At 60.2% G+C, this 19,353-nt stretch carries 16 protein-coding genes; 6 read left to right on the plus strand and 10 right to left on the minus strand.

The features are described from left to right. Window positions 1–13: 13 nt before the first annotated feature. Window positions 14–1,474, minus strand: a complete 1,461-nt coding sequence (locus ACZ5WW_RS21475) for a Gfo/Idh/MocA family protein (protein ID WP_377162716.1) — start codon at window positions 1,472–1,474, stop codon at window positions 14–16. A gap of 53 nt (window positions 1,475–1,527) precedes the next feature. Next, on the minus strand, window positions 1,528–2,010 hold the full coding sequence (locus ACZ5WW_RS21480) for a TQO small subunit DoxD (RefSeq protein WP_377162718.1): 483 nt from the start codon (window positions 2,008–2,010) through the stop codon (window positions 1,528–1,530). A 263-nt stretch (window positions 2,011–2,273) separates the two neighbouring features. Between ACZ5WW_RS21480 and ACZ5WW_RS21485 the strand changes: the two genes are divergently transcribed. The 3 genes from ACZ5WW_RS21485 to ACZ5WW_RS21495 all read left to right on the plus strand — a co-directional run bounded on the left by ACZ5WW_RS21485 (window position 2,274) and on the right by ACZ5WW_RS21495 (window position 4,679). Beyond that, window positions 2,274–2,729, plus strand: coding sequence for a Crp/Fnr family transcriptional regulator (locus ACZ5WW_RS21485; protein WP_294396665.1), 456 nt, complete (start codon window positions 2,274–2,276; stop codon window positions 2,727–2,729). 83 nt (window positions 2,730–2,812) lie between these two features. After that, complete coding sequence (locus ACZ5WW_RS21490; protein ID WP_377162720.1) at window positions 2,813–3,196, plus strand: DUF3307 domain-containing protein; 384 nt, start codon at window positions 2,813–2,815, stop codon at window positions 3,194–3,196. Window positions 3,197–3,278: 82 nt separating this feature from the next. Then, the gene (locus ACZ5WW_RS21495; RefSeq protein WP_377162722.1) at window positions 3,279–4,679 is read left to right on the plus strand and encodes an alkaline phosphatase family protein; all 1,401 of its coding nucleotides are present in this window, start codon (window positions 3,279–3,281) and stop codon (window positions 4,677–4,679) included. A gap of 326 nt (window positions 4,680–5,005) precedes the next feature. On the opposite strand, the gene thiS is transcribed toward ACZ5WW_RS21495, so the two are convergent. The 3 genes from thiS to ACZ5WW_RS21510 form a co-directional block, all read right to left on the minus strand. Beyond that, the gene (gene thiS, locus ACZ5WW_RS21500; RefSeq protein ID WP_377162724.1) at window positions 5,006–5,206 is read right to left on the minus strand and encodes a sulfur carrier protein ThiS; all 201 of its coding nucleotides are present in this window, start codon (window positions 5,204–5,206) and stop codon (window positions 5,006–5,008) included. Window positions 5,207–5,221: 15 nt separating this feature from the next. Beyond that, complete coding sequence (locus ACZ5WW_RS21505; RefSeq protein ID WP_377162726.1) at window positions 5,222–6,352, minus strand: radical SAM protein; 1,131 nt, start codon at window positions 6,350–6,352, stop codon at window positions 5,222–5,224. 221 nt (window positions 6,353–6,573) lie between these two features. Next, entirely contained in the window at window positions 6,574–6,921 is a 348-nt protein-coding gene (locus ACZ5WW_RS21510; protein WP_377162728.1) for a VOC family protein, read from the minus strand. A gap of 285 nt (window positions 6,922–7,206) precedes the next feature. On the opposite strand from ACZ5WW_RS21510, the gene dacB reads away from it, so the two are divergent. Continuing rightward, window positions 7,207–8,655 (plus strand): D-alanyl-D-alanine carboxypeptidase/D-alanyl-D-alanine endopeptidase, encoded by a 1,449-nt coding sequence (dacB, locus tag ACZ5WW_RS21515; protein ID WP_377162730.1) that lies wholly within the window; start codon window positions 7,207–7,209, stop codon window positions 8,653–8,655. Window positions 8,656–8,979: 324 nt separating this feature from the next. Here dacB and ACZ5WW_RS21520 read toward each other — a convergent pair whose 3' ends face one another. From ACZ5WW_RS21520 to ACZ5WW_RS21540, 5 genes are all read right to left on the minus strand, one after another. Further along, on the minus strand, window positions 8,980–9,612 hold the full coding sequence (locus tag ACZ5WW_RS21520; protein ID WP_377162732.1) for a 3-keto-disaccharide hydrolase: 633 nt from the start codon (window positions 9,610–9,612) through the stop codon (window positions 8,980–8,982). A gap of 478 nt (window positions 9,613–10,090) precedes the next feature. Then, window positions 10,091–11,614, minus strand: a complete 1,524-nt coding sequence (locus ACZ5WW_RS21525) for a TolC family protein (protein WP_377162734.1) — start codon at window positions 11,612–11,614, stop codon at window positions 10,091–10,093. Then, entirely contained in the window at window positions 11,580–14,789 is a 3,210-nt protein-coding gene (locus ACZ5WW_RS21530) for an efflux RND transporter permease subunit (RefSeq protein WP_377162736.1), read from the minus strand. The genes ACZ5WW_RS21525 and ACZ5WW_RS21530 overlap by 35 nt, the downstream gene beginning before the upstream one ends. Before the next feature lie 12 nt (window positions 14,790–14,801). After that, entirely contained in the window at window positions 14,802–15,917 is a 1,116-nt protein-coding gene (locus tag ACZ5WW_RS21535) for an efflux RND transporter periplasmic adaptor subunit (RefSeq protein ID WP_377162738.1), read from the minus strand. A 251-nt stretch (window positions 15,918–16,168) separates the two neighbouring features. Further along, window positions 16,169–17,203 carry a LacI family DNA-binding transcriptional regulator gene (locus ACZ5WW_RS21540; protein ID WP_377162740.1) on the minus strand — a complete coding sequence of 345 codons (1,035 nt, stop codon included), beginning with the start codon at window positions 17,201–17,203 and terminating at the stop codon, window positions 16,169–16,171. A gap of 152 nt (window positions 17,204–17,355) precedes the next feature. On the opposite strand from ACZ5WW_RS21540, the gene ACZ5WW_RS21545 reads away from it, so the two are divergent. Further along, window positions 17,356–17,766 (plus strand): (R)-mandelonitrile lyase, encoded by a 411-nt coding sequence (locus ACZ5WW_RS21545; RefSeq protein WP_377162742.1) that lies wholly within the window; start codon window positions 17,356–17,358, stop codon window positions 17,764–17,766. A gap of 25 nt (window positions 17,767–17,791) precedes the next feature. Next, window positions 17,792–18,850 (plus strand): NAD(P)-dependent alcohol dehydrogenase, encoded by a 1,059-nt coding sequence (locus ACZ5WW_RS21550; RefSeq protein WP_377162744.1) that lies wholly within the window; start codon window positions 17,792–17,794, stop codon window positions 18,848–18,850. Window positions 18,851–19,353 lie beyond the last annotated feature (503 nt).

Below are 19,353 nucleotides of genomic sequence, written 5' to 3' on the forward strand. Positions count from 1 at the left end.
GGTTTGCGCCGTCTTAGGCCTGAAAGTCTTCGGGCTTGAAGATGTATTTGGCCCCGAGGTCTTTCGCCTCGTAGGCCTTCAGCACGGTCACGCAGGACTTGAAGGCTGCTTCCACGTTGCACGTCAGGTGCGCCGGGTTCTTCATCTGCACCGCTTCAATGAAGTTCTGAACGTGTGGCGTGTGCGGCTTCACCTTCAGTTTCACGGCCATCTCCCACTGGGAGAGTGCCTTGCTCTCACGCACGTCAGCCACGCTCACCGCACCGTAGGACGGGGGCTTGGGCTTTTCCCAGTCACGGGGATGTTCCCAGAACTTGTTCTTGGCCTTGTCCGCAGCCTTCATGATCGGCGCGTTCTCACCCAGGGCGTAGGCTTCCCAGTCCTGGCCAGGCTCGGCGTAGAGCTGGTTCCCGTTGGTGTCGAGTTCGGAGATGATCGCCGTGCCGCCGGTTCCCATGTGCTTTTCATACGCACCCTGGGACCCCGTGGTCGTCAGCACCTGGTAGTAGGCGCGGAGCGCTCCGGATGGCGTCTTGAATTCGTAGATGCACATCATGTTGTCCGGCAGTTCGAATTTCGGACGCCCATCGCTGCCGTCGAAGTAATCCACGCCGCCGGAGGCGATCACCGAGACCGGTGTGGACTCATACATCCAGTTGAACATGTCAATCTGGTGCGCTCCCAGGTCGGAGAGCGGGCCGCCGCCGTACTTCGCAAAAAAGCGCCAGTTGCGGAATTCCTCGATGCTTCCATACCCGTGCTTCGTCAGCACATCCTGCGGGATGTCATAGCCTTTCACCGCACCTTGCGGCGCGCTGCCGGAAACCCCTCGGTTCCACTGCGCATACGCATGCGTGATCCGGCCCAGCATCTTGCCTGGCTTGATGATGTTGTCGCGCAGGTTCAGGTAGCGCGGATTCGAGTGGCGCTGATGTCCGATCTGGAAGATCCCGGGGTTCGCCTTGCCGGCGCGCACCATGTCGCGTGCTCCTTCGATCGTGTTGCTCATCATCTTCTCGCAGTACACGTTCTTGCCCCTCTCAAGGCACAGGCGTGAATAAGGCGCATGCATGAAATCCGGTGTCGCGATGAAGACCGCCTCAATCGACGGCTCCTTGTCGAGCATCTCGTTGATGTCTTCGTAGATTTTGATCTCGCCATCGACCTGGTGCTTGTTCTCACCCAGAAAGCCGCCCCGCGTCTTCGCGATGGAAAACTTCCAGATGTCGCACATGGCCACCCACTGGATGCCCGGCACGTCTTTGGAGGCCACGCGCAGGGCGTTGCCTTGGGCGCCGCAGCCGACCAGCGCGCACTTGATCGTACGGCCTTTTTCAGTCTGCTGGGCGATCGCGCCCTTGCTGGTCGCGAGATAGATGCCACTGCTCGTCAGAGCACTGGTGCGGAGGAAGCCGCGGCGGTCCATGAAGCGGGACAGCGGCGCTGGAGAGGAGGGAAGGGGCTGGGAATTCATAGGTGCGTTCAGGCGCGTGGGTTCACTGCCAATGACGACGCTAAGTCGTGGATTTATGCCTTCTTGCGGGAAAGGAGGCCGTCGATCGAGAAGGTTTTCGCCTTCGAGGTCACCAGCGCAGCGGCCACGATCAGAATGGAAAGACCGATGTTGCTGACCACTTCCGTGTCGTCCGGCAGTGCCGCCAGGCCCAGGCCCAGGGAAAGGAACACCAGGCCGGCTGCCAGCAGGCCAAACTCCGTGAAGATGCCGACCGCGACCCAGATGCCCACTGGGATCAGGATGTAGCCGATCGTCGCCGCAAAGGCGTCACAGGCCCACTGCGGCATGAAGCTGTTGTCCGTCATCAGCTTGGCCAGCGGGCCGGTCTTCTTCGCGTAGTTGTCCAGGCCAAAGCTCACAGTCGGTCCGTTGCCCCAGCGGAACTTGTCGAGGCCTGCCATGAAAAGGCGCATGCCGACCCAAAGGCGGAGCAGGACATGGGCGAAATCATAACTAAGGCTGCCGCAGCATTTGGAGGAGGTAGAGTCGGACATGGATGGGGTCGGGGTGGCTGGTTGAAGTGAGGGGTCGATTTTGAACCGATGCCCTTGGAAATCCAGCAAAATTTAGGATGTACATCCTTCGCAAATCTGAACGACCACGGGCGGTGAAAATGCCGGAAGTCAGCCGTTGTTGACCCGGATGTGACGATTTCTACACACAATAAGGCGGATTCGGCAGCTTGTTGCTCGTCGTGCTTGCCATTCCAGGCTTCTCCGCTTAAAAAAGACTGCTTAATTAATCTTAACTCACTCCCATGAGCTCACTCTCGTCCCCCAAACTCCCTGCCCAAGGCATTCTCGAACCTCTGGGCGACGAAGATCGCGACATTCTCAGCGGCTACGGTGAATTTCTTCCGGTTCAGCCAGGTCAGCATTTGATTGAGGAAGGGCAGCAGCAAAACAGCCTCTTCTTTGTCGTCTCCGGCAAGTTCCATGCCACCGCCATGCGTGGGGGCCACAAGGTCCTCCTTGGCTCGATCCAGAAGGGCGAAACCATCGGAGAAATCAACCTTCTCGACCCCAACGTCGCCAGCGCCAGCGTCACCGCAGTCGAGTTCTCCCAGGTCTGGCGCATCGATGGTGAGACTCTCGAAAGCTACATCAATGAGTACCCTCGCGCTGCCGCCTGGCTCCTCATCGGTGTCGGCCGCACCATCTCCCACCGTCTCCGTGCGGTGAACGAGAAGATCGCCGCCTTCTACAGCGCCTGATGCATCACAGTGAGCAGGGCTGTTTTGCGCATGATTTATGAATCGTGCATTGCAGCCCTTCGCTCACGATGGAAAACTCCGGCATGTCTGGCCTGCTGCCATTCCCTCCGCATACCACGCTGGAAGCCATCCAGGTCATTTTTCTTCTCTTCGCCGGCCATGCGCTGATGGATTACCCCTTGCAGGGCGAGTTCCTCTCCACCTGCAAAAATCGTCACCTGCTCTACAAGCTGCAGGACCCCTCCCGCCCCTTGGTCATCTGGCCTTGGTGCATGACGGCCCACTGCCTCATCCACGCAGCAGCCGTCTGGGCCATCACCGGCTGTTTCTATCTCGGCCTCATTGAGTTCGTCCTGCACTGGCTCATCGATTTCGCCAAATGCGAAAACAAGACCACCTTCGTTCAGGATCAGGCACTGCACTTCATCTGCAAGATCGCCTACGTCATCGCTGCCATGCTTTACTGAAGGTTGCTGGTTCTCCGTTCGCAGTTCACGCTTCCCATGCTAACAACAGGGAACTAAAAACCGAGAACAGCGAACTTCCTCCATGCAGCGCACCGCCATTCTGAACGTCGTCGGACTCACCAGCCGCCTCATCGGCGAGCACACTCCGGCCATCCGTGCGTTCGTCGAGCGCAACCGCTCCGCCCTTATCGAGCCCGTCCTCCCCGCCGTCACCTGCACCGCTCAGGCCACCTATCTCACCGGCCGTCTCGCCCGTGACCACGGCGTCGTCGCCAACGGCTGGTATGACCGCGACTACGCCGAGCACCGCTTCTGGAAGCAGCCCGAGCAGCTCATGCACGGCGAAAAACTCTGGGAGGCCCTCCGCCGCGTCGATCCCCAGTTCACCTGCGCCAAGCTCTTCTGGTGGTTCAACATGTACTCCACCGCGGACTTCGCCATCACCCCGCGCCCGCTTTATCCCGCCGATGGCCGCAAGGTCTTCGACATCCACACCCAGCCCATGCCGCTGCGGGACCGCATCAAAAAAGACCTCGGCCCCTTTCCCTTCCGCCACTTCTGGGGCCCCGGCTCCGACATCAAATCCTCCATCTGGATCGCCGAAAGCGCCAAATGGATCGAGGAAAAGCACTGGCCCGGCCTCTCCCTCGTTTACCTCCCCCACCTCGACTACAATCTCCAGCGCGTCGGCCTCGACATGGAGAAAATCCGCACCGACCTCCGCCAGATCGACAACGTCGTCGGCGACCTCATCCGCTTCTACGAGACCCGCAACATCAAGGTCGTACTCCTCTCCGAATACGGCATCACAGACGTCGAGCAGCCCGTTCACCTCAACCGCGTCTTCCGCGAAAAAGGCTGGCTTAGCATCAAAGACGAGCTCGGCCGCGAAACCCTCGACCTCGGCGGCTCCAAAGCCTTCGCCATCGCCGACCACCAGGTCGCCCACATCTACCTCAACGATCCCAGCCTCCTCGCCACCGTCCGCGCCACCCTTGAGGCCACCCCCGGCGTCGCCCAGGTCCTCGGCAAAATGGAAAAGCACCTCGTCGGCCTCAACCACGAACGCAGCGGCGACCTCATCGCCGTCGCCGACGCCAAAAGCTGGTTCACCTACTACTACTGGCAGGACGACAAAAAAGCCCCCGACTTCGCCCGCTGCGTTGACATCCATCGCAAATGTGGCTACGACCCCGCCGAGCTCTTCCTCGATCCCGCCATCAAGTGGCCCAAGCTCAAAGTCGCCTCCAAGCTCGCCAAAAAAGCCCTCGGCCAGCGCATGCTCATGGATGTCATCCCTCTCGACGCCACCCTCGTCAAAGGCTCCCACGGTCGCATCCCCGAAGACCGTGCCGACTGGCCTGTCCTCATCGGCGACTTCGACTCACTCCCCCGCACCGGCATCCTCTCCGCCCACGAAGTCTGCAACCACCTCTTCCGCCTCTGCTCCACCGGCAACGGCTACTCCAGCGTCTCCCGCTAACTCAAAATCGTCCTCGATCTCATACCCTAATGCGATGAAAACGGGTCTGAAGGCGGAGGCACGAGCCGACGGAGGGGGATCATCTTGATCCCCCCACCTGCAGCGTGTTCGTGGATGTGCGAAGACGCTGGGCGACGCGGGAGCGTGTGGGATCAGGACGATCCCACTCCGCCAGAATGCTGACTGGCCGCATGGAATGCTGACTTTCACCCATGAGACCCGTTTTCAGCTATGCGTGGTATGAGTGCTCAGCTCCGTCCTCAAGCCCCGAGCCCCTCAAAGCCTCCGACATTCGTCATTCCGGCTTCGTGATTCGTCATTTCCTCTTACCCCCCCGCCGTGATCTGCACCACCTCGATCACATCCCCCTCGCTCACCACGGCCCCCTCGATCTCCCTCGGCAGCAGCGCCACCTGATTCTGCTCCACCACCACCGGCTTGCCACCCAGCCCAATGCTCTCCAGCAGCGACTTCACCGTCTGCGGCTCCGCCAACTCACGCTTCTCTCCGTTCAAAGTAATCTTCATATCAAAATTCGGGGTTCACGCAGCCAAAATCGACGCATCCCAGTCCTTCCACACCGGGTCCAGCCCCTGCTTCCTCAGCATCTCCGCCACACTCTGCGGTGACCGCTGATCCGCGATCCCAAACTGCCCTTCGGCACGATTCGTTTCCGCCTTCTCCGCCACCTCCACGCGCTTGCCCTTCACCGTCAGGTGCAGGTCTTCCGCCCCCGCGCCCGTGTAGCCGCCTGGTTCCGTATGACTCCCCGCGCTCATCACCGTCACGCCTAGAGGCGCCAGCGCATCCCGCAGCGGTGCAGGCTCCCGCGTGCTCAGGATGATCCCCACTTCCGGGAAAATGATGCGGTAGGCGCAGATCGTCTGCACCAGCGCCCAGTCAGGGAAATCCGTCATCGGGCTGAAACCGCCCGCCGCAGGCCGCAGCCGCGGAAACGCCACCGTGAATGTCGACTTCCAGCAGTGCTTGTACAGATGCTCCAAATGTGCCGCCAGTCGCAGCGCCTCCAGCCGCCAGTCACTCAGGCCAAACAGCGCCCCAATGCCTATGCGGCGAAACCCACCCGCATACCCGCGTTCCGGGCACGCCAGCCGCCAGTCGAAGTCCTTCTTCGGCCCCGCCGTGTGCATGTCCTTGTAAATCTCGCGGTCGTAGGTCTCCTGGTACACCACCAGGCCCTCCGCACCCGCCTTCACCATGCGCTCATACTCCGGCGCCTCTATCGGCCCCACCTCGATCCCAATCGTCGGCACAAAATCCCGGATCGCCCGGATGCACTCCTCCAGGTACCCATCGCTCACAAATTTCGGATGCTCCCCCGCCACCAGCAGGATGTTCCGAAATCCCTGCGCCACCAGATGCCTCGCCTCAGCCACCACCTGGTCGATCGTCAGCGTCACCCGCAGAATGGAATTGTTGTCGCGTGAAAATCCGCAGTAGCTGCAGTTGTTCACGCATTCATTGGAAACATACAGCGGCGCAAACAGCCGCATCGTCCGCCCAAAATTCCGCCGCGTGATCATCCGCGACTCCTTCGCCATCGTCTCGATCTGCCCCGGCCCCTTCGGCTCCAGCAATGCTGCAAACCTCTCCATCAGCGGCGTTTTTCGCGCTGGCAGCGCATCGAGCGTGGGAATGAAGGAAGTCAGCATGGGGAAGGGGGCGGATATAATACGCACCCACCGTCCCATGCAACGCCACGAACACCAAATTCCCCCATCAAGGCGTGGAAGTCTGCGCCCCCGGCAAATCCACCTTCCCCTCTGCCACCTCTGCCACCTCTGCCACCTCTGCCACCTCTGCCTCTTTGCCCCTCTGCGGCAAAAACGAACCTCCCCAAGCCGCACTCCACCACTCCATCATCCCACCTCATTCACCCCACGTACTGCGTGATAAACACCTCGTTCCCCTCCGCATCCCGGTACACCCCCAGCAAAATCGGCTCCCCCTCCCGCTGCTGCGGCGACTGCAAAATCTTGCCACCCGCTCCCGCGATCTTCTCCGCCATCGTCAGCACATCCTCATACTGAAAGCTCAGCCCCGTCGGATTCCGCGAGCCATCATGCCCCCCATGCAGCGCGATGATCGCATCGCCAAACCTCATCTCTGTCCAAAAATCGCTCACAAACAGCGGCTCCAGCCCGATCACATCCCGGTAAAAGCTCACAGCCCGCTTCATGTCCGCCGCCATCAGCATGAACTTCACTTTCTCAGGTTTCATGCCACAAAACTGCCCATCGTTCACCAAACCGCAAGCCCCACGCGCATCTCTCCCTCGTTGAAGAACAGTGGCGCATGACACGAGTGGCCCGTTGCTCACAGCAGGTGGGTCATGGCGTTCTAGAGGCAATAATCTGCTGTTCGCTCCAGTCCATCAGGCTGAGGGGTCACCATACGTCAGCGCCGCGGTGCAGCTTGGCGAACCCAGCATCAAGCTGCGGCACCGCCACCCAGAAAGTCGCTCTTTTCAGAATTCTACTTCTGAAAACACGCTACACTCCTGCGCATGTGGAAAAACCTCCTCATTCTTCTCCTCGGCTCCGCCCTGGCGGCCCTGCTCATCCTCCGCCGTGAGGCAGGTGCGCCCACCACCCCCCCAGTCACCCCTCCGATTTCCATCAAGATCGAGACTCCGCCCGAGCCCCAGCCCCCAGTCCCACAGCCTCCGGCAAAACCAGAGCCGCACCCCATCACCAAACTGCTCCAGGAAGCCCGCGCCAATCCCGCCCTCGCCGGCGCCGCCATCGGCTTCTGCCTCCTCAATGACAAAGGCGAAGTCATTCTCGATGACAACGCCACCACCGCCTTCATCCCCGCCTCCAGCCTCAAGACCCTCACCACCGCCACCGCTTTGGAGATCCTCGGCCCGGACTTCCATTTCACCACCGGGCTCAAAGCCTCCGCTCCCATTCAGAATGGAGAGATCAAGGGCGATCTCGTCATCATCGGCGGCGGTGACCCCATGCTCAAGATGGACGATCTTAAAGCCTGGGTGGCAGAGCTGAAACAGCGCGGCCTCCTGCGCATCACCGGCGGCATCCGTGCAGACACCAGTTTCTTCACCGGCAGCCTCTACAGCGACTACTGGAACTGGGGAGACATCGGCAACGGCTATGGCAGCGGCGTCTCAGGCCTCAACCTCAATCACAACCGCTACATTGTCATGTTCCGTGCCGGCCCCGCTGAAGGCACCCCCGCAGAGCTGCTCGGCATCAATCTCGAACTCCCCCAGGCCGCCTGGAAAAACGAAGTCACCACCGGCCCGGCAGACTCCGGAGACGGCGTCGTCATTCACGGCGGCGAAATCACCACCGCCATTCACCTCCGTGGCACCGTGCCGCTCGGAGCCGCCAAGTTTCAGGCCAAAGGCGCCGTGCCAGACCCGGCTCGTTTCGTCGAGCATCATTTCCGCGCACTCCTCACCGCCGCAGGCATTCAGGTCGGCTCGGCTGCCACCTCCACGGCTCAGCCCTCCTATGCATTGCTCCAGCACGACTCCCCACCCCTCATCGACATCATCAAAAGCATCCACGCCACCTCCGACAACCTCGAAACCGAATGCGTCTTCCGCATGCTCGGCGTGAAGACAGGCAAGCCCCCCGCCCAGGTCATCCGCGAGCACTGGAAACCGCGCGGCCTCGACTTCATCGGCCTGCGCATGGAGGACGGCTGCGGCCTCGCCCGTGCCGACTTCATCCGCCCGCTCGACCTCGCCCGTCTGCAATACCATGCTGGCACCGGCCCGCAGGGCCCCGCCTACAAAGCCTCGCTCCTCTCCAAAGACGGCCTCACCTGGAAAGGCGGCGCCATGTCCGGCATCCGCACCTTCACCGGCTACGCCAAGACCAAATCAGGTGCCGAATACTCCTACGCCCTCATGATCAACCACTACACCGACGGCAAAATCATTTCCGAGTTCTGCCGCCAGGTGTTCGACGCGATGATGGGCCTTTAGCCTCCCATGCCTTGGCATGATGCCCAATCTCGGCGGCCGCATGCCTTCAAAGTCCCGCCATCGCCAGCCGCACCAAAGTAGCCTTGTTCCTGCGGAACAAGGATCGCTCCGCTTCACCCATCCACGTGCATGGCAGTATGCAAAACTCCTTCCCGATGGAGCGCGAACAGGGCGTTGCTTTGCCGCAGAGAATCATGGTCGCAATGGAGCCAAGCCAGAGGTGAAATTCCTCCTTTGCTCCCTCTGCCCCTTTGCGGCAAAATCGAACGTCTCAGCCACTTCGGAAAGCCATTCATCAATGGCTCCTGCCGCTCGCAACGCCCCCTATTTCAGCTCCTGAATCCGCAGATTCCGAAACTTGTACGTCTGTCCCTTCTCACCGTGATGCTGAATCGCGATCACACCGCTCGCATCCTTGTCGTCTTCCACATCCGTCGTCAGCACCCCGTTCACGAAAATTTTCAGACTCTTGCCCCGGCACTCGATCCGGTACGTGTTCCAGTCATTGCGCTTGAAGGCGTCGCCCGCGCGGGCACGGAAGGCAGCCTCGCTCTCCTTGTTGCCCTTGATCGGGCTGATGAACCACATCCGCCGCCCCTCGTCATACAGACCCCCGCTCCACTTGCGGTTCGCATCACCATCCACCTCTGCCTGGTAGCCAAAGACCTTGTTCTTTTCCACGTGCGCGCGGAACATGAATCCGCTGTTCGCCTGGCCTTCGGGCAGCAGAATGTCGCCCTCAAAAATGAAATCACTGTAGGGCTTCTCAGTCACCACAAAGAACTTCTTCTCGCCCGTGAGGTGGATCTCACCATTCACAATGTCGATCTGCCCCCAGTCGTACGGGTTCTTCCAGCCCGTCAGCGTCTTTCCATCAAACAGGGACACAAATTCACCTGCAAAAGCAGGAATCGAGACGACCAGGGCAAGTGCGGCAAGGAGGATGCGGGATTTCATGATTGGGCCGACATGAAAGCGAGGTCCTGCAGATAAAACAAGCAGCTTTGCTCGCAGTGCATCAGCCGCTGGTCTGTGCCAATGGGATGAATGATGCTGAAAACAGATCTGTAGAAGCTGAGAGAGCTGAGAAAGAGCGTCGGCCATCAGGTCATCAAGACACAGCGCCGTGGGCCAAAGGCCCACAGGAGTCAGCTCGGGGCGCAAGCCCTGGGTGTTTGATCTCACTCAACATCGCGCTCCGAAGGAACGCAGGAAAGGCTTCGAGATCATGATCGGAGTACAGGCCCTCCTGCAGCTCTCTCAGCCCTCCAGCGCTCGTTCAGTCGAAGCTGCAGGCCGCTTTCCACAATGGATGGTATGAGACAAAAGACCTGGCATCTCTCCCCTCAAAAAAAGCGGGCTGCACTTTCAGGGGGGAGTCAAACTCTCCTCCAGTGCAGCCCGTAGTTGGTCTAGGCGATGATCTCAGATCTCATCAGTTCCCGCCACGCAGCTGGCCGACAATCTTCGGCACAGCCATCTTCGTGGTGTTCCCAGAGCCGCCAGCCGCGCGGTTGTAGCCACCGCCCAGCGCCTTGTACGCCTTCACAAACGCGTTCAGCTGCTCTTGCTTCAGCTCGATCAGGTCCATCTTCGACTCCAGGGCGTCACGTTGCGTGAAGAGCACTTCCGTGTAGTCCGCACGTGCATTGAAGAACAGCTGTCCTGCAATCGTGATGGAATCATTCAAAGCCGCCACCTGCTGGCTCTTGAGGTCGTAGCTCTTGCCGTAGTTTTTGATCTGCGCCAGCTGGTTCACCGTCTCAATGTACGCCTTCAGCACCGTCTGCTGGTAGGTGTAGATCGCCCCGATCTGCTTCGCGCTCGCGCCCAGGAAGGCCGCCTTGATCGCGCTTCGGTTGATCAGCGGCGCCATCAGGTTGGCTGCGGCACCGTACATGATCGAAGCTGGCGCGTTAAACGCGGAGGCAAGGCTGAAGGACTGCAGGCCCAGCGCACCCTGAATGCTCAGGGCAGGGTAGAACCTCGCTGCCGCCGCTTTCACATCCAGTCCCGTCGCCGCCAGTTCCAGTTCTGCGCGCCGCACGTCCGGGCGGTTGCGCAGGAGCTGCACCGGAAGACCGCTGCCGATGCGCGTCAGCATCAGCTGGTCAAAGCCCTCGGACCGGCGCTTGATCGGCTGGGGATAGCGGCCCACCAGATAGTTCAGGTTGTTTTCCGTCACCGTGATCTGCTGCTGGATCTTGAACTGACGGCTCTGGTTCTTCAGCACTTCAGCTTCGAAACGGCGCACCGCAAGCTCCGTCACCCGCGCGTTCGCTTTCTGCAGCTTCACCGCCTCAAGCGCGTTCTGCTGGATCTCGATCGTGCGCTTCAGCGTGATCAGCTGATTGTCCAGCGCCACTAGTTCATAGTAATTCGTGGCGATCTCGGCCACGATGTTCGTGATCATGAAGTTCCGCCCTTCCTGGGTTCCCAGATAGCGCAGGATCGCTGCGTCACGCTCGTTGCGCAGCTTCCTCCAGATGTCCACTTCCCAGTCAAAATCCGCTCCAAACCCAAAGTTGGGCGTGTTCGTCGGAATCGGCCTTCCCGCAGCGATCTCGTTCGCCGTGTTGTCTTCCGCAGCTCCCGCTGCCGTATGACGTCCCACCTTGTCGATGCCCGCAGTGGTGCCTCCGGTCACGAAGGGGAAAATGGCCCCTCTCGTACGGCGCACGTCCTGTTTCGCAAACTCGATCTCTTGAATCAGGATGTTCAGCTCCTGGTTGTTCTGCAGAGCCTGGCCGATCAGTGAGGTCAGGTTCGGGTCCTTGAAATACTCCTTCCATCCGATCATGGCGGAGTTGTTCGGGCCCGAGGTGTCAGGGAAGTTCGCCGGCAGCGGCGGGTCGCTGGATGGCAGCGGCCCGCGACGGAGCACGGAAGAGCACCCCTGCACCATGACCAACAGACAGACGAAATTAAATGCTAGGAGTTTGTTCTTCAGTTTTTTCATGTTCTTGATGACCGTGGCCGTACTCTCCGAGTTCGCTCAAAGGCATGTCATCTTCATCAGGAAGAAGTTTGCCGCGAGCAGAGATCGTACCGAAAATGTAGTAAAGTCCAGGGACAACCAGCAGGCCAATCACCGTTCCCAGGAACATCCCCCCGGCCGCAGACGCACCGATGGTCTTGTTGGCGATCGCGCCTGCGCCATGGGCCCGGAGCAGGGGAATCATCCCCGCGATGAATGCGAAGGACGTCATCAAAATCGGGCGGAACCGCACCTTGGCGCCTTCAATGGCGGCTTCCAGGATCGTCAGCCCCTCCCCGTGCCGCTGCGAGGCAAACTCCACAATCAGAATGGCGTTCTTGCCCAGTAGGCCCACGAGCATGATCAGCCCCACCTGCGCATAAATGTCATTGCTCAGCCCCATCGCTCTCAGCAGGGCAAACGAGCCCATCACCCCGATCGGCAGGGAGAGAATCACCGCCAGCGGCAGCGTGAAGCTTTCATACTGGCCCACCAGCACCAGGTACACAAACAGCAGCACCACCACAAAGATCACCACAGCCTCGTTTCCGCGTGCGGCTTCATCAAACGAGAGGCCGGCCCAGGCGATGTCATAACCGCGCGGCAGAGACTTCGCCACCTCCTTGATCGCTGCGATGGCTTCACCGCTGCTGTACCCGTCCGCCGGCGCACCTTGGATGCTCGGGGCAGGGTAGGCGTTGTATCGCGTGATCTCGTTCAGGCCCAGCCTTGGCACCAGTTTCATGAACGCTGAGTATGGCACCATCTCGCCCTTCTCATTCGCCACATACAGGTCTTGCAGATCCTTCGGCAGCCTGCGGTAGTCCGGATGCGCCTGGATATACAGCTTCCAGAACCGGTTGAACAGGATGAACCCCTGCTCGTAGGTGCTTCCCACCATGATGTCCAGGTTGTCCATCGCCTTGCCGATCGACACCCCTTTCTGCATGGCGATCTTGTTGTCGATGATCACCTCCTGCTGCGGGTAGTTCGCACTGAAGAACGTGAACAGTCCGCGGATTTCCTTCCGCTTCGCCAGCTTCTCCATGAACTCGTTGTTCACATCCTGCAGCTTGTCGTAGTCACCGGAATTCGTCTTGTCCAGAAGGCTCAGCGCAAAGCCGCCCGCCGCACCGTATCCGGGCACCGCCGGAGGTTCGAAGAACTCGATTCGCACCCCGGAGATCTCTTGGCACTTCTCCTTCAGCTCCGCGATGATCTGCGGCGCGGTCAGATGGCGCTCCTCCCAGTTCGTCAGGTTGATCAGACACGTTCCGGAGTTCGATCCGCGGCCTTCCGTCAGCACTTCGTAGCCCGCCAGCGTGGACACTGAGTCAATCCCTTCAATCGTCTTCGCCACCTTCATCAGCTCGCGAGACTTCGCATACGTACGCTCCAGCGTCGTTCCCGGCGGTGTCTGCAAAATCGCGTAGATCATGCCCTGGTCCTCCGTCGGGATGAATCCCGCAGGCAGCGTCTCATTGATGAAGTAGATCGCCGCACCGGCTCCGCCCAGGATCAGGAACGTGAATGTCCGCAGGTGCACGATGCGCCTCAGGATGCCAACATAAAGGTCCGTGACCTTGTCGAACCAGTAGTTGAAGATCCCCAGCAGCCACGCGATCGGTCCCCGCGACTTGTGGTGGTGGTCCGTCCTCTTCAGAATCATCGCGCATAGCACCGGCGTCAGCGTCAGCGCCATCACACCCGAAAGAATGATGGACACCGCCATCGTGATCGAGAACTGCCGGTAGAACACACCCACCGGACCCGACATGAACGTCACCGGCACAAACACCGCCGTCATCACCAGCGTGATCGCGATCACCGCACCCGCGATTTCATGCAGCACCATCTGCGTCGCCTTGTAGGGCGAGATGAACGTGCCGTGCATCTTCGCATGCACCGCCTCCACCACCACGATCGGGTCATCCACCACGATCCCGATCGCCAGCACCAGCGCGAACAGCGTGATCAGGTTGATGTTCACCCCCAGCAGCTGCATCAGGAAGAAGGCTCCCACCAGGGACACCGGCACCGCCAGCGTCGGGATCAGCGTCGAACGCCAGTCTCCCAGGAACACAAACACCACCAGCGCCACCAGCACGAATGCTTCCACCAGCGTGTGCAGCACCTGGTGGATCGAGGCATCCAGGAAGTTCGACACGTCATAGCTGATCTTGTAGTCCATCCCCGGCGGGAAGGATTTCACCTTCGCGTCCTCCAGCTTCGCCTTCAGCTCCTTGATAACTTCCGCCGCATTGCTGCCATAGCTCTGCTTGATCACGATGGCCGCGGACGGGTCGCCGTCCAGGTCGGAGTAAAGGTCGTAGAACTCGCTTCCCAGCTCCACTTCCGCCACGTCCTTCAGCTTCAGCAGCTCGCCGCTCTCCGTGGAGCGCAGGATCACGTTCCCATACTGCTCCGCCGTGTTAAATCGGCCCGCATACACCAGCACGTATTCCAGCGACTGCGAGGTCTTGCTGTCCGCTCGTCCTATTCGTCCCGGAGAGCCGATCATGCTCTGCTCTCGCAGCGCTTTCATCACCTCCTCGCTTGAGACGTTGTAGGCACGCATGCGGTCCGGCTTCAGCCACACGCGCATCGCATACTGCCGCGTTCCCAGGATCTTCACGTAACCGACTCCGCGTGTGCGGAACAGCTCCGGGAAAAGCGTGATGTACGCGTAGTTGAAGAGGAACTTCATGTCCGCGTTCTTGTCCTTGCTGTACAAGTTCACATACATGAGCATGTTCGGCGCTAGGTTCCACACGATGATGCCCTCTCGCACCACCAGCGGCGGCAGTCGGAACGACACCGCGTTCACACGGTTCAGCACGTTCACCGTCGCCTGGTTGGGGTCCGTCCCCATGTGGAAGAAGATCTGGATCACCGCCTCGCCCGAGCTCGCCGCGCTGGACACCATGTACTTCATGTCCTGCACCCCGTTGATCGACTGCTCCAGCGGAATGAGACAGGACTCTTCGAGCACTTTCGCGCTCGCTCCCGGGTAGTCCAGCGTCACCGTCACCAGAACCGGTGCCACGTTGGGAAATTGTGAAATGGGCAGTGTGAAGATCGAAAGTGCCCCCAGGAAGAGGATGATCAACGAAATCACGATGGCCAGTGCTGGCCTGTGCAGGATCTTTGTAAACATGGTCAGGTTATTTTATTCCGCCTTAATCTTCAGTTCTTTGAAGGCCTCTTCGGGCTTCTCAAATGTGTATTCCCCGGCTTTGTCGCCATCTCTGGCCTGCCGCATCCCTTCAAAGATGATCTTGTCCTCCGTGGTCACACCGGAGCTGACGATGAAAAGGTCTTCCACCTCCTCCACGACATGGATTCTCTCCTGTTTGATGATGTTGTCCTTGCCGACCACATACACATAATGGTGGTCCAAAATCTCAAAGGTGCATTTCTGCGGCACGAGCAGCGCATCCTTCACCAGCTTCTTCATGCGTATGTTGCCCGTCTCTCCGTGCCTCAGCAGGCGGTCCGGATTCGGGAAGTCCGCACGGAAGGGAATGGTGCCGGTCTGGTTGTTAAACTCCGCCTCGATCACGTTGACCCTTCCTGGCTGGTTAAAAATCTTCCCGTTCGCCATCAGCAGCTCCACCTTTTTTCTCTCCTCCGGCTGCTCCTCCGACATGTAATCCAGATACTCCGCCTCAGGCACATTGAAGTACACCCACATCTCGCTGTTGTCAGACAGCGTGGTCAGCAGATCCCCTTCATCCACCAGGCTCCCGTTCCGCAGATACAGCCGGTCCATCAGTCCCGTGAAAGGGGCATTGATGTTGGTAAAGCCCAGATGCGCCTGGGCCAGGTTCACCACCGCCTTCTTTTGCTCCCATTTGGCCTGGGAGATGGCCAGCTCCTTGTCAGACACCACCTTGCTTTCCGTCAGCCTTTTGGTGTTCTCGTATTCCACTTTGGCCACTTGCGCCTCAGCCTCCGCGCTTGTCAGCTCCGCCTGGTAAACCAGCGGCAGGATCTTGAACATCGGTTCGTTTTCCTTCACCACCTGCCCCTCTTTGACAAAGACCGACTGCAGGTAGCCGCGTTCCACTGCCCGCAGCTCAATGTTTCGGCAGGAGCGGATCTGGCACACATATTCGCGCGTGACCAGCGTATCTTTCTTCAGTGGATTTGTCAGCACCAGCTTGGGCTGCTTCTCCTCCTCTTTGTGTTCAGCCTCCTTGTGATGGCAGCCGCTGAAGAGAATGCTGGCCGCTAGGCCGACATAAATGAGGGATTTCCGGGAAGCGAGATGCAGTGGTTCCATTCTTGGTCCTAACGAGCCACAAACTCCAGTCCATTCATATAACCTCTTCAAGGGGTTTTTGGCCCCACCCCCGACACCAGTGCGGCAGTTCGCGTGGGATTTCAGGCGCTACAACGGAATAAAACAAAAACGAATAAAAAGTAGTTCGAGATACTAGGCATAAAACCAAATATTTGACGCCATAAGAGCGTAAACCCTCAGTTCTCCCAGGCACAGCCAGTTTTCTCATCAAAACCTGCGCTGGGCCAGCACTACCCGTCAACCCTCCCCTTTACCCCCCCTGTCCGCCTTGGTTCTGCCTTCTCAAGCTGGGCAGTTCTCCACACGCCCTCCGTCATCACGATTCTGGGAGACTCCGGAATGCCACGCTCATTTTGCTGGTACTGCGTCACCAGCAGGTCCACCGCAGCAGCTCCCAGCACATCCGCCTGCTGGTCCACCCCCGCCACCTCAGGCATGTCCGCTCGCCAGCCCAGCGAGACATGCTGCGGCCTCCGGTCTCTCGGCATCTCCTCCAGCCACTCCTTCACCAGATGTCCGCCATCGATCACCACCTCCGGCTTCGCGCGTCGCAGCCACTCCTGGAAATCACTGCAGTTCAGGGACTTGCGCAGCGCCAGCAGCTCCCCCGGCTTCGTCAGCGGATGATGCGCCAAAAAGCTCGCCGACCACGCCCGAAACATCCGCTCATTGATCGTGCTCCCGCAGTAAAAGCCGATCCGCTTATACCCCTGCTTCTTCAGCATCCGCAGCGCCGTCATCATCCCCAGATAGTGATGGTGGTGCACCCGATGCAGCTGCGGCCTCGCATAGCCCAGCCCGATCACCACACTGCAAAACTTCTCCCACGCCATGCTCACATGCCCCCGGCTGCGCGACACCAGCGGCGAGAGGATGAATCCCGGTATCCCTCGCGCCTCCAGGATCTCCGACAGCCTCCGTCCCGTCATCCCTCTCGCTGCCAGGTGAAACTCCTCCAGCTTAAACCCCAGCTTCTCCGCCTGCCGGTGCGCTCCCAGCACCAGCTGCTGCGACCACGAAGAGCTTTCCCTCTCCCGCGAGCTTCGCTCCGCCCAGACAAACGCCAGCGTCTGCGGCGCGCTCGTTTTCCGCGTCCGCCGCATGTGCGTCATCAGCTTCGCGATCTCAGGGTCCGGCCGGTACCCCAGCTCCGCCGCCGCCTGCAGTATCTTCCCCTTCAGCTCCGCCTCCACATGCTTCCCGCCACGCAGTGCACGCGACACCGTCATCTTGGAAATCCCAAGCCGCAGGGCGATGTCATTCATGGAGGGTCGTGCCATCCCGCATTCTACACAGCACCGCCGCGCGAATCCAATCTTGCTCTTGCCCTCTCTCCCTGGTTTCGCTTCACTGGCTGAAACTTGCGCACAATAAACCGCTGCTAAACCCTTCTCAGGCGTAACCCCCCCATACTCCCATGGACATCCACCGCAACGGCTCACGCCCCTCCGCCCAGGGCCCTGCTTCCTGGTTCACCGGCACCGTGCGCATCGATCCCCTCGTCCAAACCGAGGCCCCCGCCCGCGTCGCCGGCGCCACCGTCACATTCGAGCCCGGCGCCCGCACCGCCTGGCACACCCACCCACTCGGCCAGACCATCATCGTCACCTCCGGCTGCGGTCGCGCCCAGCGCCTCGGCGGCCCCGTCGTCGAAATCCACCCCGGAGATGTCGTCTGGTTCCCGCCCGGCGAAAAACACTGGCACGGTGCCTCCCCCACCACCGCCATGACTCACATCGCCATCCAGGAAAGCCTCGATGGCAAGGCCGTCGACTGGTTGGAGCACGTCACCGACGAAGAATACCAGCAGCCCACTCAGCTCAACTAACCCTCTCAACATCCCCACTACTCCCATGCCCACCGCCAAAGCCTACGCCGCCTCCAGCCCCACCTCCGCCCTCTCCCACCTCAGCATCCCCCGCCGCGACCCCACCGACCGCGACGTCGAGATCGACATCCTCTACTGCGGCGTTTGCCACTCCGACCTCCACCAGGCCCGCAATGAGTGGAGCGCCATGCCCACCGTCTATCCCTGCGTCCCCGGTCACGAAATCGTAGGCCGCATCACCCAGGTCGGCTCCGCCGTCAAAAAGCACAAGGTTGGCGACATCGTCGGCGTCGGCTGCCTCGTCGGCTCAGACCAGTCCTGCCCCCAGTGCGCCGCCAATCTCGAGCAGTTCTGCCCCCACGCCACCTTCACCTACAATTCCCCAGACAAGCACGGCACCGCCCCCGTCACCTACGGTGGCTACTCCTCCTCCATCGTCGTTGATGAGCACTTCGCCCTCGCCGTCCCCGCAAACCTTAGCCTCCCCGGCGTTGCCCCGCTCCTCTGCGCCGGCATCACCACCTACTCCCCCATGCGCCGCTGGGGCGATTTGAAGGGCAAAAAAATCGGCGTCGTCGGTCTCGGCGGCCTCGGCCACATGGGCGTCAAGTTCGCCCACGCCTTCGGTGCCCACACCGTCGTCATCTCCACCTCCCCCAAGAAAAAAGACGCCGCCCTCGCCCTCGGTGCCGATGAAGTCATCATCTCCTCCGACGCCAACGAGATGCAGCGCCACGCCTTCAGCTTCGACTTCATCCTCGACACCGTCTCCGCAGATCACGACATTAACAGCTACCTCAACCTCCTCAAAATCGACGGCACCCTCACCCTCGTCGGCGCACCCGACAAACCGCTCCCCGTCTCCGCCTTCGGCCTCCTCTTCGGTCGCAAGCGCCTCGCCGGATCCCTCATCGGCGGCATCGCTGAGACCCAGGAAATGCTCGACTTCTGCGGCACCCACGGCATCACCTCCGACGTCGAAATCATCCCCATCCAAAAAATCAACGAAGCCTACGACCGCCTCCTCAAGAGCGACGTCAAATACCGCTTCTCCATCGACATGGCCTCCCTCAAAGCCGAATAAAAAGTAGCACGGGCAATCCTGCCCGTGTCCCCCCACCTCTCCTCACGCGGTGCGTCCTCTCGGACCCACCGCGTTTTTCGTGGGAAGTACGACAGGCACTCCTGCCTGTCGATCAGCGCTCCCTTTCTCCCCATCAGCCCACGCCCACCCCTCGTAGGTTGGGTGTGGCGTTAGCCCGCCCGACCACCAGCGCTCCACACTGCCCCACGCCTCCATACCCATTCCACCACGCGGTGCCCTCCCAAAGGCACCGCGTTTTTTATTTCCCGCCATCGTCCCACCATCGTCCCACCATCGTCCCACCATCGTCCCACCATCGTCCTCGTCCTCCTGCTCGAACTCGATCCATCCACTCACCCCTCATCTCCCCATCTGGTTGTCTCATTGTCTGAAAGTCTCCCCATCTTCCCGCATGTCACCACTCCCCCAAATCATAAATCATAAATGCCACCCCACCCTGTTACCGTAACAAACACTCCACGATTGCTTTCCCCCCTCGTCCT

It is taken from the genome of Prosthecobacter fluviatilis, assembly GCF_055388355.1.